The organism is Pseudomonas sp. GW821-FHT09A09, from assembly GCF_059418405.1.
This window is the reverse complement of record NZ_JBWKPU010000053.1, coordinates 17,035-31,563: the sequence shown is the minus strand read 5'-3', so window position 1 is coordinate 31,563 and position 14,529 is coordinate 17,035. Positions and strand designations below refer to the sequence as shown.

The window sequence follows — 14,529 nt, the reverse complement described above, 5'->3', positions numbered from 1 at the left end:
CATCGCCGGCAAGCCGGCTCCTACAAATGGGGTTTGACGCCGATTCCTGTGTAGGAGCTGGCTTGCCAGCGATAGCGTACACCTGCTGGCACAGGGGCAACTGACCCACCGCCATCGCCGGCAAGCCGGCTCCTACAAATGGGGTTTAACGCCGGTTCCTGTGTAGGAGCTGGCTTGCCAGCGATAGCGGTACACCTGCTGGCACAGGGGCAACTGACCCAGCGTCATCGCCGGCAAGCCGGCTCCTACAAATCGGGTTTGACGCCGATTCCTGTGTAGGAGCTGGCTTGCCAGCGATAGCGGCACACCTGCTGGCATTGGGGTAATTGACCCACCGCGATCGCCGGCAAGCCGGCTTCTACCGTTGATCGGGGTGTTTATCCGTTACAGGTCCGCCCCCAAGGCTGAGTGCTTTTGCCCCATTTCAGGGCGTTTGCTGTGCACCTGTAGCGTGCGACCCCGCTGATCTCCAGCCTCTCAACCAACGGCCCGTATCTTGCTAGAGCCAAGCTAATCAATGACATGGCATTTTGCTGCTAGTCATTTCAAGGCTTCGCCCCTCGGTGCACCGTGTGGGTTGTTTTAGGGAGTGGTCGGCCATGCACAGTCTTTTGTCCCCCGGTATCCGCCTGCTCGGGCGCTTGGGTTTTGCGCGTAAGTTCCAGGTGCTGTTCTTCCTGTTCATGCTGCCCCTGGCGGGAAGCCTGTGGATGATCGGCCAGGACTACCGCGACAAACTCGCGGTGATTTCCAGCGAACAATCCGGCGTGCGCCAACTGCTGGCCCTGGACGCGCTGGACGCCCAGCTCACCGCCCAGCGCAACCTGGCTGCACGCTGGAAAGCGGTCGACATCCTGCACGCCCCCACCCCCGCAGCCCAGGCGGCGATGGACAAGGTGGACGCCGGCAGCCCCGTTATCCAGCAGAGTCTGCAAGCCCTTGGCGAGGCCCTCAAAGCCCAGAACGCCAGCGCTGACACCCTGGCGCGCTTCGAAGCGTTGCAGGCCACGGTCAAGGGCATGGACACCCAGTCCCTGCGCACCGTGGGCTGGTGGCCGGATGGCTACGATCGTTTCACCGCTGCGCTGACCGCCCTGCAAGCCCTGCGTGAACAGATCACCCTCGACGCCGGCTTGATCCTCGACCCGTGGCTGGAAACCTACCTGCTGATGCAGATCTCCACCCAGCACACCCCCGACCTGATCGAGCGCATCGGCCGCACGGCGAGTGTGGGTGAGTCGTCCATTGCCTCCGGGCAATTCACCCTGCAAAGCCGCCTGCAGATGCGTGACCTGCGCGGGCGCATCGGCGATGCGCGAGACCAGCTGGTCAAGGCCGCCGCCTCGCTCAAGGCCAAGCAATACCCAGGCCTGGAGCCATGGACAGTGCAGTACGACAGCAGCCTGCAACTGCTCGACACCCAACTCAAGGCTCTGGATGAAGGCGTGTTCGGCGGCACCATCAAGCTCGACATGGCGACGTTCGACGCCAGTGTCGACAGCATGCTCGGTGCATTGGGCGCATTGCGCAGCCAGTCGCTCAACTCGCTGGACGAACGCCTGGGCTACTACCGCGACCGCTCGCTCAAACACTTCATCCCGGTGGTGGCAACCTTCAGCCTGCTGGCCCTGGCGGCGCTGTACCTGTTCATGTGCCTGCAGGCGTCCATCCGCCGCAGCGCCAGCGGCATCACCACCCTGGCCGAGTCCCTGCGTGACGGCAACCTGTGCGTAGAAGTGGCGGTGGAAGGCCGCGACGAACTGGCGGCGATCAGCACGGCGCTCAACGTCGCCGTGGTGCAGTTGCGCACCAGCTTGCTGGGGGTCAACCACGAGACGCAGCAGTTGGGCTCCACCGTGCTCACCCTCAACACGCAGTCCGGCAGCACCCTCACCGAGGTCGAGGACCAGCAACAACAAATCAGCCAGATCGCCGCAGCGGCCACGCAACTGGCCGCCACCTCCATGGGCGTCGCCAAGAGCTGCGAGCAGGCCTCGGGCAGCGCGCAACAGACCCGGCAGATTGCCGAAGACAGCAGCCGCGACAGCCAGCGCACCACGGCGAGCATCCAGCAACTGAACCAGCGCCTGGGCGACACCGCCAATGCCCTGGAACAGGTCAGCCAGCAAGGCCAGCAGATTCAGTCGGTGGTCGACACCATTCGCGGCATCGCCGAACAGACCAACCTGCTGGCGCTCAACGCCGCCATCGAAGCCGCCCGCGCCGGTGAGCAGGGGCGTGGGTTTGCCGTGGTAGCCGATGAAGTGCGCAGCCTGTCGCAACGCACCCAGGCCTCCACCGCGCAGATCGCCGGCACGGTGGACAGCCTGCGCGCTACGGTGAGCCAGGCCGTCGCGTTGATGGGCGCTGCGTGTGAACAAGCACTGACGGATGCTGAATCGGTCACCGGCTTGGGCACCCGCCTGGGTGAAATCGCCGGGGCGGTGCAGCACGTCACCGACACCCTGGCGCAGATCGCCACGGCGGTGGAGGAGCAGGCGGCGACGGCGGATGAAGTGAGCGGCAATATCCAGCAGGTGGACCAGGCGGCTGGGCGTTTGTTGGACGGTGCGCGGGCGGTGAACCGTGCGGCGGATACCTTGAGCAAGGGCAGCCAGGCGTTGAGTGATAACACGGCGCGGTTCCGCCTGGGTTGAGCTGACACAACTCATCCCCCCTGTGGGAGCTGGCTTGCCTGCGAAGGCGGTGTATCAGTTATTGCAGCTGCCACTGACACACCGCTTTCGCGGGCAAGCCCGCTCCCACAGGGGATTGGCGCTATGCCTATTCTCCGAGTCTGGCGCAGATTCAAATGTTGAGGGGGCAGGCTTGCCCTACAACACAGAATCTCCCACATTTTGTTCTCAGGTGTTTTCAGGGGTCGGTCAGGTCTTCCACCTGAACCTTCGGCGCAGGCAGGGCTCACTTATCAGGTAGCCCGTTCCCTTGCCGAAAGGAATCCGCATGCCTGCAACGACCCTGCCGCACGGCCCCGTCACCCGCGAACTGAGCCTGCGTGCCGTCATCACTGGCAGCGTGCTCGGCATTCTGCTCACCCCTTCCAACGTCTACGCCGGACTGAAGATCGGCTGGTCGTTCAACATGTCGATCATTGCCTTGCTGATCGGCTACGCGATTTTCCAGGGTTTGGCCAAGCGCTCCGGCGAGCAGCTGCCGTGGACGTTGCACGAAAGCAACATCAACCAGACCGTGGCGTCGGCCGCCGCGTCGATCATCTCCGGCGGGCTGGTGGCGCCGATCCCGGCCTACACCTTGTTGACCGGCAACCAGCTGGACGCGCTGCCGATGATTGCCTGGGTCTTCTCGGTGAGTTTCCTGGGCATCTGGATCGCCTGGTACCTGCGCCCGTCGTTACTCAACGACAAGGCGCTGAAATTTCCCGAAGGCATGGCCACCCTGGAAACCCTGCTGCACATCTACAACCACGGCCGTGAAGCCGCGACGCGTTTGAAAGTGCTGCTCAGTGCCGCGTTGCTGTCGGGGCTGGTCAAGTGGGTGGACACCATTGTGTGGGCCTTCCCACGTTGGTCGCCCAGCGCCGCGTTGGAGCGCCTGACCTTTACCGCTGACCCGTCACTGTTGCTGGTGGGCTTCGGCGGCATCATCGGTATTCGCGTGGGCCTGACCCTGCTGCTTGGCGCCTTGCTCGCCTGGGGCGGCGTCGGCCCCTGGCTGCTGGCGCAGCACCTGGTGACCTTGCCGACAGACAGCAGCGGCCCGCAATTCGCCGCGCTGGTCGAGTGGTTGCTGTGGCCGGGGGTGAGCCTGATGGTGTGTTCCACCCTGGCTTCGTTGACGATTCGCTTGTGGGCGTTGCATCGCTCGACGCGCGCCAGCGGCGCGGCCACCTGGACGCTGCCCAAGCCAGGGCCGGCCGCCGGTTTGGCGTTGTCGATCGTGTTGGTGGTGAGCCTGCAGGCGTTGCTGTTCGGCATCCACCTGGGCATGGCCTTGCTCACCATCCCCTTGGCAATTTGCCTCGCGGCCGTCGCCGCACGCGTGGTGGGCGCCACCGGCATTCCGCCGATTGGGGCGATCGGGCAACTGTCGCAACTGAGCTTTGGCATCGCCGCGCCGGGGCAGGTGCCGATCAACCTGATGAGCGCCAATACGGCTGGCGGTTCAGCGGGGCAGTGCACCGATTTGATGAATGATTTCAAGGTGGGCAAGGCCATTGGCGCCACGCCGCACAAACAGGTGATCGCGCAGATCCTGGGGATTTTCATCGGCAGCATCGTCGGTGTGTTCGCCTACCTGGCGCTGATCCCTGACCCGTCCTCCATGTTGCTCACCGAGGAGTGGCCGGCACCGGCCGTCGCCACCTGGAAGGCCGTGGCGCAAACCCTCACCCATGGGTTGGATTCGTTGTCGGCGAGTATCCGCTGGGCCATCGCCCTTGGCGGTCTGGTCGGCGTGTTGCTGGGCATTCTGGACAGCACCTTGCCCGCCCATCGTGCCCGTTATCTCCCGAGCGCCGCCGCGCTGGGCCTGGCCTTTGTGCTGCCGGCCTCGGTCTCGCTGATGATGGCCCTGGGCGCGATCCTCACCTGGCTGGTGAGCTGCCGCTGGCCGAGCCTCACCGAACGCTTTGCGATCACGGCAGCTGCAGGGTTGATTGCGGGGGAGAGCATCACCGGCGTGGGGGCTTCGTTGTGGTCGATGGTGGCGGTTGGGTGAAGCGAGGCTCGGCCCAGGCCGAGCCTGCCGCCCAGGCCTCAGGCAAGCTTCACATTCATGGTGATGTTGGCGGTAAACACCTTCACCTCGCCCTCGTCGAAAATAGCCACCGGCACGATCTTGTCCCCGGCCGTTGTCCAGTCAATGCCACTGCCATCGGCCACCGCGCGGATGTTCGACTTGGCCTTGGCCAGGTATTCCACGGTCATGCCTTTGGGAATCCATTTGGCCCCTTGGGGGATCGACACGTCGGTCATGGTGCCGCCCGCCAATTCCGCCGCGTTGCACAAGGCAATGGCATGCACGGAGGCCAGGTGGTTGGTGATTTCCTTGCGAAACGGCACGTTGACCACCGCGTGCCCCGGGCGCAGTTCGGCGATGTGCGGGTTGATGGTGCTGAAGTAGGGCGCCACCTGGCAGGCCATCTGGCTGAACGCGGCAGGGCCTGCGCTGTTGAACATAGTGAGAAACTGGCTCATGGGTTTTCCTCTGGGTTATTTACAGAATAATATTCTGTTACGGAACAATATTCTGTAAAATCCCGGGGTGTCAAGGCCATGCCTTCTCTATGGGCCGCTGTCGCTTTAGACTCCGTACATTTGCCGGGCCACTTCATGCACGCACCTGATCTGTTCGAGCGCACCTTTCCGGGCCGGCGCAGCGACCTCAAACGCAGCATCCTGCGCGAGGCCCTGGCCTGCTTTAACGACGTGGGTATTGAAGCGACGACCATCGATACCATTCGCGCCCGCTGCGAGACCAGCGTGGGCGCGATCTACCATCATTTCGGCAACAAGGAAGGCATCGTCGCCGCGCTGTTTTTTGCCGCGCTGGAAGATCAAGCGGCCTTGCGCGCTCACCATCTAGAGCAGGCGCAAACCGCCCAGGCGGGTGTGGAAGCGCTGGTGCGCAGTTATGTGGAATGGGTCGACGCGCAACCCGAATGGGCGCGCTTTGTGTTCCAGAGCCGGTTCGCCGTGGCCAACGGCCCGCACAAGGACGAACTGCTCACTCGCAACAAACAGCGCAACCGGCAGTTGACCGAGTGGATGAGCGAGGCTGAGCGCCGTGAAGCGTTCAGCCATATTCCGCCCGAGCTGTTGTTGTCGCTGATCATCGGGGCGGCGGAGAGTTACGCCCGGGCGTGGTTGTCCGGGCGGGTCAAGAGCCGCCCGCTTGACCATGCGCCGTTGCTGGCGCAGGCGGCGTGGGCGTCCATCAGTCAAACGCGTCCTTGATGAAGGCTTCCAGCGTGGCTTCTTCGAGGATCTCCATGGAGAAATGCCCGAAGCGTTTGGGTAGCCAGATGATGCGGCCACCGGAGGGTGACTGCAGGTTCTCGCGGGCCAGGGGCACGCCGTTTTCATTTTCGGGCTGCACACCGGCGGCGACCAGTTCGTCGTAGGCGACTTCGACGTCCGGCGTGGTGTAGCAGTGGCGGTAAATCATCCCTTCGCCGTGGGCGTCCAACAGCTCGCGCAAGTTGCCGGTAATCGGCTGGACCAGCATGAAGCGTTCCTGGCCCATCAGCACCACCGCGTAGCGCACGTGCAAACCGCCACGTTCCCAGACGAAGGTCTTGGAGATACGTGCTTTGAGGATGTGCGCGTAGTAGGCGCAGGCGTCTTCGAGGTGTTCGACGAGTATGTCGACGTGGCTGAATTTCAGGTCCATGGCGGGCTCCTTGTAGATCGATGCCTATCCTAACCATGGCGCGTATCGCCTAGAAATTTATTTGCCGGCACTCTCGGCTGCTGGCGTAGTCTCTTGCCAAGACCCCACTGGCCCTTCGGAGCACGTCATGATCATTGTTCACCACCTCAACAACTCGCGCTCGCAGCGCATCCTGTGGCTGCTCGAAGAACTCGGCCTGCCCTATGAGATCAAGCGCTACCAGCGCGACCCGAAAACCAACCTCGCGCCACCGGAACTCAAGGCCATCAACGCCCTGGGCAAATCCCCGGTGATCGAAGACGGCGACCTGAAGCTGATCGAGTCTGCCGCGATCATCGACTACCTGATCCGCCGTCACGGCCAGGGCCGCCTTCAGCCGGACCCGGCTACCGCCGCCTATGACCAGTACGTGCAATGGCTGCACTTCGCCGAAGGCTCGGCGATGTTGCCGCTGATGCTCAACCTCTACGTCGGCCGCCTGGGCGAAGCGGGCGCGCCGCTGCACCCGCGTATTGAATCGGAGGTGGCCAACTACCTGGGCTATCTGAACGAAGCACTCGGGAAAACCCCGTACCTGCTGGGGGATGAGTTGAGTGGGGCGGATATCCAGATGAGTTTTATCGGCGAAGTCGCCAAGGCCCAGGGCAAGTTGCCGACGTACCCGAACCTGGCGGCGTGGGTGCAACGCTTCCAGGCGCGGCCGGCGTATCGCAAGGCGGTGGAGCAGGGCGGCGAATACGCGTTTGCCCGGTGACGCTGGGCAGGGTTGCTTACAACTGTTAACGGATTGGACGACGCAATCGCTATAGGCTTTGGGCTGTCCGCCCTGGAGCCTATTGCCATGAACCTGCGAGCCATCGCCGCCCCATTGTTTGCATTTGCCCTGTTGCTGCCGTCACCGGCCGAGGCCGCGGCGTCCATCACCCGTGTCGCCATCTATCGGGGAGCGGCGGGGTGTGACGACTGTTCCGAGAACGTGGCGAAGGCTCTGCGACGGGTCAACCCTGACGTCCACATCGATTTTGTGGGGGCGGATGAGTCGATCGACATCACGCCGCAAACGCTGGTGCGTTACGACCTCTATGTGCAGCCGGGCGGCGGCCAGGACATCCCCGGCGCCTTGCGCAGCCTGGGGGAAGCGCGCAGTGAGGCGATCCGTGATTACGTCGCCAACGGCGGTCGCTACCTGGGGTTGTGCATGGGGGCGTACCTTGCGGATGACACCAACCTCGGGCTGATCCCCCAAGACCTAGACGGCGAAGCCGGCCGCCCCGGTTTTGAAGTGCCGGGTATTGTCGACGCCGCCGTGCAGGTCACGTGGGGCGGCAAGGCGGATCAGGTGTTTTTTCAGGACGGCCCTTACATGCCCAAGGCTGGGCGCTATACGACCCTGGCGACCTACCGCAACGGCGATGTAGCGGCGGCGCGGTATACCTTTGAAAAGGGCGTGGTGGTGCTCAGCGGCCCGCACCCCGAGGCCAGCCAGGAATGGTTCGAAAACGCCGAGATCCCGCTAAGCAAAATGCCCAGGAACGACCTCTTCAGCACCCTGATCCACAGCTTTTAATTGCAATGATCGCCATCGCCGGCAAGGTGGGTTTTGCGCAGATTTCCGTGTAGGAGCTGGCTTGCCAGCGAAAGCGGTACATCAGCTGGCCCATCATTAAATGACCCACCGCCATCGCCGGCAAGCCGGCTCCTACAAGGTTGGTTTGACGCAAGTTCTTGTGTAGGAGCTGGCTTGCCAGCGATAGCGGTACGTCAGCTGGCCCATCATTAAATGACCCGCCGCCATCGCCGGCAAGCCGGCTCCTACGAGGTTGGTTTTACGCCAATTCCTGGGTGGGTTAGGGGATGTTGAAGCGCGCCAGGGAGAGCGAGGACAAATCCAGCTCGCTCTTGCCGTGCATGCACCACTGGGCAAACGCTTCGCCCAATGCCGCCGAATGCTTGAACCCATGCCCCGAACACGGCGACGCCACCAGGGTGTGCTGCAACGTCGGGTGTTGGTCGATGATGAAGTGATGATCCGGCGTCACCGTGTAGGCGCACACGGCCGACTTGACCACCTTGCCCGTCAGCCCGGCAATACGGCCCTGCACTTGGCTCTCAAACATTTCCCGTTCCTGCGCCGGGGATACCGTGCGGTCCAGCGTTTCCGGCGTGGAGTGGGTGTGATACTGCGCCGTGGCCACCTTCAGGCTGCCTTCGCCGGGCAGCGCGGGGAAGCCGTAGTGGTTCTGACTGTCGCCCCGGCCGTGGGTGAGGATGTAGGTGGGCGATTTCCCCACCAGGTCGGCACCCGGTTCCAGCTCGAACCAGAACAGCTGCTGCCGGTACACCTTGAGCAACTGATCAAACGGCGCGCCCAATAAACCGCCCGCCCAGTTGCCGGCGCTCACCACCAGCTTGTCCGCCTGCAACGTGCGCCTGTCGGTGGTCACCGTCACGCCGTGTTCATCCGAACCGATGTGGGTCACGGTCTCGCCCTTGTACAGCGTGGCGCCGTGCTGCTCGGCCAATTTGAGCTGCACATCGATGCAACGCTCCGGCCGCACAAACCCGCCACCGGGCTCGTAGTAGCCGATGGCGTCGTCGGCCACCGTGGCAAATTGCGGGAAGCGCTGGCGAATCTGCGCGGCATCCAGCACCTCGTGTTCGATGCCGTAGGTTTGCGCGAGCGCAATGGTGCGCAGGGTGAAATCGGTAGTGTCGCTGGGGTCGAAATCATCGCTGGATGTGAGCACCAACAACCCCGACTGCTCAAACAACGCCTCCCCCGACACCGCCTCCAGCTCCCGCCAGATACGGTGCGAGTTACGCACGATGGGCACGTACGGCGCGCCTTCGCCCACCGACAACCGCGTGATCCGCGTGTCGCCGTGGCTGGAACCCAGCGTGTGCGGTGGGTGATGACGGTCGATGCCGGCGACCTTTACGCCGGCCTTGGCCAATTGGTAAACCGTGGCGGCACCCATGGCGCCCAAACCGATGACCAGCGATTCATAACGTTCCACTGTCGATACTCGCTAGAGGGGAGGGCGCTTAGTTGAGTGCAACCACGGCTAAAACACAATGGCCGCGATTACCCGGCGCTGGCGCGAAACGGTCGGAACGCCTTCCACAGTTCCTCGGCAAACACCTGCGGTTGTTCGAAGGCCGCAAAGTGCCCGCCCTTGTCCACGGCATTCCAATAGAACAGGTTGGCCCACGCCGCCTCTGCCCAGGCGCGTGGCGGCTTGAAGGTTTCGGCGGGGAAAAGGCTTGCACCCATCGGCACCTGGATGCGCTCCACACCACCCCGGGCCGACGAGAAAAAGTCCGCGCCACGAATGGTCGCGCCCACGCCTTCCCAGTACAGGCGAGCACTTGAAGTGCCGGTGCCGGTAAACCAATACAGCGAGATGTCATCGAGCATCTGGTCACGGGTGAGGGCGTCTTCGGGGCGGCCCTTGTTGTCGGTCCATTCCCAGAATTTTTCATACATCCACGTGGCCAGGGCCACCGGCGAATCGTTCAGGGCATAGCCGATGGTTTGCGGACGCGTGTTCATCTGGTTGGCGTAGCCAGCCTTGTCGCTGACGTAACGCTCGATGTCTTCCAGGGCCTGGCGTTCTTCCTCGGTGGGGTGGGCGGGCAACTGCGCCGGCACCACCATCGGCAAATTCACGTGCGCTGCCTTCAAGCCTTCGGGGGCCTGGCCGGCCAGCGCAGTGGTGATGGCCGCACCCCAGTCGCCGCCCTGGGCCACCCAGTGTGGGTAGCCCAACCGCTCGCGCATCAGCACCGCCCAGGCCCGGGCGATACGCGCCGGGTTCCAGCCCTGCTCGGTGGGTTTGTCGGAAAAGCCGTAGCCGGGAATCGCCGGCACCACCACATCAAACGCGTCTTCGGCCGTGCCGCCGAAGGCCACCGGATCGGTGAGGCGCTCGATCACCTCCAGAAACTCCAGCACCGAGCCCGGCCAGCCGTGGGTCAGCAGGATCGGCGTGGCATTCGGGTGCGGCGAGCGGGCGTGGATGAAGTAGATGCCCACGCCGTCGATCCGCGTACGGAACTGAGGGAAGCTGTTCAAGCGCGCTTCAAACCGGCGCCAGTCATAACCGTTGAGCCAGTAGTCCACCAGCGACTTCGCCGCCTCCAGCGGCACACCTTGGGACCAGTCCTCCACCAATTCCTGATCGGGCCAACGCACCAGGCGCAAGCGCAGCTGTAAATCTTCGAGAGCGGCCTGGGGCACGTGCACTTCAAACGGTGTGACGGCCTCGGTGGCAGGCGGCAAGACCAGGGGGCGATGGGCGGAAAAATCGTATGTTGCGGGCATTTCTGTCTCCAGGGGAATTGTTTGTAACGGACGCTACAAAATAGCCCGAGCAGAAATCCCGCGTCAATGATATTGTATCGGCCGATACAGAATCAGCAGGTGCCCCATGGCAAGAAAAATAGCGTTTGATTACGACCAGGCGGTCGAGAAGGCCAAGGTGTTGTTCTGGCAGCGTGGCTACGTGGCCACCGGCCTGCGCGACTTGCTCAAGGTGATGGACATCGGCGAAAGCTCCTTCTACAACTCGCTCAAGAGCAAGAAGCAGCTGTACCTGGCCTGCGTGCAGCGCTACGAAGACGACGTGGTGGCGCGACGCCTGGAAGCCCTGGTGGCGGCGCCCACGGCGGCCGAGGGCATCCGCGCATTTTTCAGCGTGATCCTCGATGACCTGGAAGGCGCACAGATGCCATCGCCCCTGTGCATGGTGGCGGCGATGGTGACGGACGTGGTGTTGTCAGACCCGGAGCTGCGCGAGCGCGCCGAGCAAGGGCTGGAAGCGGTGCGCGGCATCATGGCCGAGCGCCTGGGCGAGGATCAGGCCCAGGGCTTGTTGCCGGCCTCGTTGGACTCGCAAGTGACCGCCACGGTGATCCTCACCTATCTGCAAGGCCTGTGGCGCATGGCCTTGGTGAAGTTCGAACGACCTGGCTTCGAGCGCCAGGTCGACACGGTGTTGCAGGGGCTGGGGCTTTAGTCAGCGCACCACGTCGAATGCGGTGAATTCATTCACAATACGCGCCTTGCTCGAAACCGACTCCAGCGTCAGGGCGACGCCCAGGTCCTCGATAAACGCTCGAGTGGACTTATAGTCGCCCTGCTCGCAGGTGAGCCGGATCGCATCGCCCGTCAGCGACGCAAACACTTGGCTTGCCGGGAAGCGCTCGCCCACCTGGCAGGTCAAGGTCGTGTCGGTCGGTTTGTCGGTGGGCTTGACGGGCACATAGGCCATTTTCATGTAAGCGCTCAGTGTTTGGCCGGGGGCCCAACGGCTCGGCACCTTCAATTCAGCCGACTGGGTTTGCATGACCTGGTCTGCGCCCAAGCCGTTCATTTTTGATTTCAGCTGGACCAGATCGGCGAGCATCAGGCGGTCCACATTGAACGCCTCGCCGTAGGCTTCGTTCTTGCGCAGCAAGCCGCCCTCGGCGTTGAAGGTGACCCTGACCGGGTTGTCCTTGCCACTGCCGTCCTTCGACACGTAGCTGTAGCTCAACGTCTTGAACTTGGGCTGCAACAGCGGCACGTCCAGTTGCTGGCGCACGTTGGCGGGCACCGGCACATCGCCGATGGAGGTTTCGACGACGGTGCGCGGGTAGTCCACCGGCGCGATGTCCGGGCGCAACACGGCCAGGATCCCGGCGTTGACGCCGCCCTGTACCGAACAGCTCACCCGCGTTTGCGTGCCTTGCGTGTTCTCTGGCTCTACGATCAGCACACGCTCTACATGGCGCAACCCCGGCGCCTTGCCTGGCATGGGTTTGATCGACTGCCAGCCGTTGCCCACCTTCAGCTCGCTGCGGCTGTATTGCCCCTCGGTTTTAATCAGCGCGCCGCGTTGTTCCATCAGCGGCGCGAGGCGCTGGGCGACCTCGTCGAGACCGCCGTCCACCACGAAGCCCCAGTAATAGTAGAGGCCCAACGGGCCGAGATCGGCGACTTCATCGTTGTACGACAGCAACTTCAAACCCGCGATGGCCGGCGCACTCACCGGTACAGCATTGGCTTGGCGGTTGGTGCGATCCCGCACGGCGATCCAGCTGAAGTTCTTGTCCTGCTTGAGCGGCGCATAGGCCTGCCACGCGTCACGGTGGGTATTCAGCCTGCTGAAGAAACTCTCGTCGCAACGGGTGAACGCCTTGAGCGTGTCGGTGAGCGGGGCATCGTCGGCGTGGGACACGGCTGGCACCAGCAAGGCAGCAGCGAGCAGGGCGGCGGAAAACGGCAACTTCATGGGGCGGAACTTCCTTTTCGACGAGCAGGGAGCAGGGCGGGCATTATCCAGCAGTTGGGCGCCGGGCTCTAGTTGGCTGAGCGGGTGAGGCGCAAACGCCAATTGCCGCCGTGCTGGGTTTGGCAGGCTTCTTCGCTGTCCAGCTGGATGCAGCGTTGCAGCGGCATGGGTGGGAGCTGGGCTTTGTGCAGGGCGGCGGCGGTCAATTCGTGGATGCGCGCGTCCAGGCCTGTGGCCACGGCGTGGTCCTTGCTGGCGCGGGTGTCGAAGACCCAGGTGATGCGCAGGCTGGCGGGGAAGACGGCGTGGTTGACGGTGTGGGTCAGCCATTCAAACCCGGGGATTTCGGTTTTGGCGGTGTCGCAGGCGTCGGTGAGGGCTGTGACCAGCTCGCGTTCGAGGCGCGTGATGTCGCGTTTTGAGAGGGCCATGGGAAGCTCTGGCAAAGGGGCAGGCGCAGCAGGTTAACAGAGTCTCCTGGGTTGGGCTGTTGGGGATTGGTGGGGCGGTGATGGCGGTGGGGCAGGGGCATATCTGTTGGCTGTGCTGCCGCTTTCGCAGGCAAGCCAGCTCCTACAGTGGGTCTTCGTCGTTACGCAGACCCCTGTGGGAGCTGTCGAGCTTTAGCGAGGCTGCGAAGGCGGTGGGTCAGGCGGCCTATCTGTTGACTGTGCCGCCGCCTTCGCGGCCTCGCTGGGGCTCGACGGCTCCCACAGAGGGTTATGGCACGGGCGTGAAACTTGTGAAGGGGCAGTCGCTCTCTGAGCTTGCGCGGCAGAAGTCGTCCGCGTTCCAGTGTGGCCCTACCGCATGGGGGCGTTGCGGGTAGCGCTGCGACATCCTCAAAAATGCAAATGGCTCCGGCCCTTCGTAGTCACAGGCCACGAAGTAATACTCACGCTCGCCCGGGGCTGACTGGTCGGTGCGGATGGCGGCCGATTCGAACTTCATTCCCTTGAGGTAGTGCTCTTGTGCATACGGGTTCTCAGCGGTCCATCCGCTGCCGGAGGCGATGGCAGACTAGCTGACAGTTTTACAGGGTCATTCGGCATAAGGTAGCTGTGCCGACGTTCAGGAAGAGTTGATACCCAACCGGCAGGGCGACGGTCGACCCCAGGCGCTGGGGCTTACGCCTCGGGTTGCAACATCCCCAGCAACGCGGTGAAGGACTCCGCGACAGCAAACATGCCTTCCTCGACCTCCAGTTCATGAAAGTAAAACACCACCGTGGGGGAGGCGGGCGTTTTGGAATAATCGAAGCACAAGTAATCACCGCCGCCGCCCACCACGATCGGCAAGTAGTGTTCAGGCAGTTGATGATGCTCTCGCAGCGTCACCAGCGCGGTGATGATGTTCTCCGCGCTCTCGAAGGGGTCCAGGGTTAGCAGCATGCCGAAACCGATGTTCCAGGGCGTGCCATCCACCTCGATGGTCAACGTGTGGCCTGTGGGTTGCCCGCCGTGATAGCGCTTTACGCAATCAACGTAGTCGTGAGGCAGGGTGAAGCGGATCACTTTTTGAATACCGTCAACCAGATCATCGGATAACGGTTGATGGGTCGATGAATAGGTATTCCATTGCATTGAAGGGCTACTCCGGCGGCGTTTTAGAAATTATCGGCCCGATTGCACGACGTGCTCTCACCCAACGGCATGCGGCTGCCTTTGATCTCACCAACCCAGCGTTGACCGAGTACACCCGCTGACCTGCACCCACTGTAGGAGCCGGCTTGCCGGCGATAGCGATCCAACAGTGAACAGCGTTGCAGCTGACCCACCGCCATCGCTGGCAAGCCAGCTCCCACAGTTGACCGAGTACACCCGCTGACCTGCACCCACTGTAGGAGCCGGCTTGCCGGCGATAGCGATCCAACAGTGAACAG

At 63.1% G+C, this 14,529-nt stretch carries 13 protein-coding genes; 6 read left to right on the top strand and 7 right to left on the bottom strand.

What is annotated here, in order from left to right; translation table 11 throughout:
• The first annotated feature begins 599 nt into the window (after positions 1 to 599).
• Complete coding sequence (locus AC07OV_RS28790) at positions 600 to 2,657, top strand: methyl-accepting chemotaxis protein (RefSeq protein WP_495093494.1); 2,058 nt, start codon at positions 600 to 602, stop codon at positions 2,655 to 2,657.
• 307 nt (positions 2,658 to 2,964) lie between these two features.
• Positions 2,965 to 4,698, top strand: coding sequence for an OPT family oligopeptide transporter (locus AC07OV_RS28785; protein WP_495093493.1), 1,734 nt, complete (start codon positions 2,965 to 2,967; stop codon positions 4,696 to 4,698).
• 38 nt (positions 4,699 to 4,736) lie between these two features.
• Here the strand turns inward: AC07OV_RS28785 and AC07OV_RS28780 are convergent, their stop codons facing one another.
• Positions 4,737 to 5,177: a hotdog fold domain-containing protein gene (locus AC07OV_RS28780; protein WP_176998675.1), complete on the bottom strand. Its 441-nt coding sequence runs from the start codon at positions 5,175 to 5,177 to the stop codon at positions 4,737 to 4,739.
• Between the two features lie 135 nt (positions 5,178 to 5,312).
• Between AC07OV_RS28780 and AC07OV_RS28775 the strand changes: the two genes are divergently transcribed.
• Positions 5,313 to 5,936, top strand: coding sequence for a TetR/AcrR family transcriptional regulator (locus AC07OV_RS28775; RefSeq protein ID WP_495093492.1), 624 nt, complete (start codon positions 5,313 to 5,315; stop codon positions 5,934 to 5,936).
• On the opposite strand, the gene AC07OV_RS28770 is transcribed toward AC07OV_RS28775, so the two are convergent.
• Positions 5,917 to 6,372 (bottom strand): VOC family protein, encoded by a 456-nt coding sequence (locus tag AC07OV_RS28770; RefSeq protein ID WP_495093491.1) that lies wholly within the window; start codon positions 6,370 to 6,372, stop codon positions 5,917 to 5,919. The genes AC07OV_RS28775 and AC07OV_RS28770 overlap by 20 nt on opposite strands.
• Before the next feature lie 127 nt (positions 6,373 to 6,499).
• Between AC07OV_RS28770 and AC07OV_RS28765 the strand changes: the two genes are divergently transcribed.
• Entirely contained in the window at positions 6,500 to 7,126 is a 627-nt protein-coding gene (locus AC07OV_RS28765; RefSeq protein ID WP_494997450.1) for a glutathione S-transferase family protein, read from the top strand.
• 87 nt (positions 7,127 to 7,213) lie between these two features.
• A complete protein-coding gene (locus tag AC07OV_RS28760; protein WP_494997451.1) occupies positions 7,214 to 7,939 on the top strand; it encodes a BPL-N domain-containing protein in 726 nt (241 codons plus the stop codon).
• A gap of 280 nt (positions 7,940 to 8,219) precedes the next feature.
• Here AC07OV_RS28760 and solA read toward each other — a convergent pair whose 3' ends face one another.
• Positions 8,220 to 9,389, bottom strand: coding sequence for an N-methyl-L-tryptophan oxidase (gene solA / locus AC07OV_RS28755; protein ID WP_495093490.1), 1,170 nt, complete (start codon positions 9,387 to 9,389; stop codon positions 8,220 to 8,222).
• Positions 9,390 to 9,457: 68 nt separating this feature from the next.
• Positions 9,458 to 10,696: an epoxide hydrolase family protein gene (locus AC07OV_RS28750; protein ID WP_176998681.1), complete on the bottom strand. Its 1,239-nt coding sequence runs from the start codon at positions 10,694 to 10,696 to the stop codon at positions 9,458 to 9,460.
• Between the two features lie 106 nt (positions 10,697 to 10,802).
• Here AC07OV_RS28750 and AC07OV_RS28745 point away from each other — a divergent pair, with 106 nt between their 5' ends.
• Complete coding sequence (locus tag AC07OV_RS28745; protein WP_494997454.1) at positions 10,803 to 11,390, top strand: TetR/AcrR family transcriptional regulator; 588 nt, start codon at positions 10,803 to 10,805, stop codon at positions 11,388 to 11,390.
• Here AC07OV_RS28745 and AC07OV_RS28740 read toward each other — a convergent pair whose 3' ends face one another.
• The 3 genes from AC07OV_RS28740 to AC07OV_RS28730 all read right to left on the bottom strand — a co-directional run bounded on the left by AC07OV_RS28740 (position 11,391) and on the right by AC07OV_RS28730 (position 14,230).
• Positions 11,391 to 12,647 (bottom strand): hypothetical protein, encoded by a 1,257-nt coding sequence (locus tag AC07OV_RS28740; protein WP_495093489.1) that lies wholly within the window; start codon positions 12,645 to 12,647, stop codon positions 11,391 to 11,393.
• Between the two features lie 68 nt (positions 12,648 to 12,715).
• A complete protein-coding gene (locus tag AC07OV_RS28735; protein WP_495093488.1) occupies positions 12,716 to 13,078 on the bottom strand; it encodes a hypothetical protein in 363 nt (120 codons plus the stop codon).
• Positions 13,079 to 13,774: 696 nt separating this feature from the next.
• Positions 13,775 to 14,230 (bottom strand): SMI1/KNR4 family protein, encoded by a 456-nt coding sequence (locus AC07OV_RS28730; RefSeq protein ID WP_495093487.1) that lies wholly within the window; start codon positions 14,228 to 14,230, stop codon positions 13,775 to 13,777.
• Positions 14,231 to 14,529: the final 299 nt, after the last annotated feature.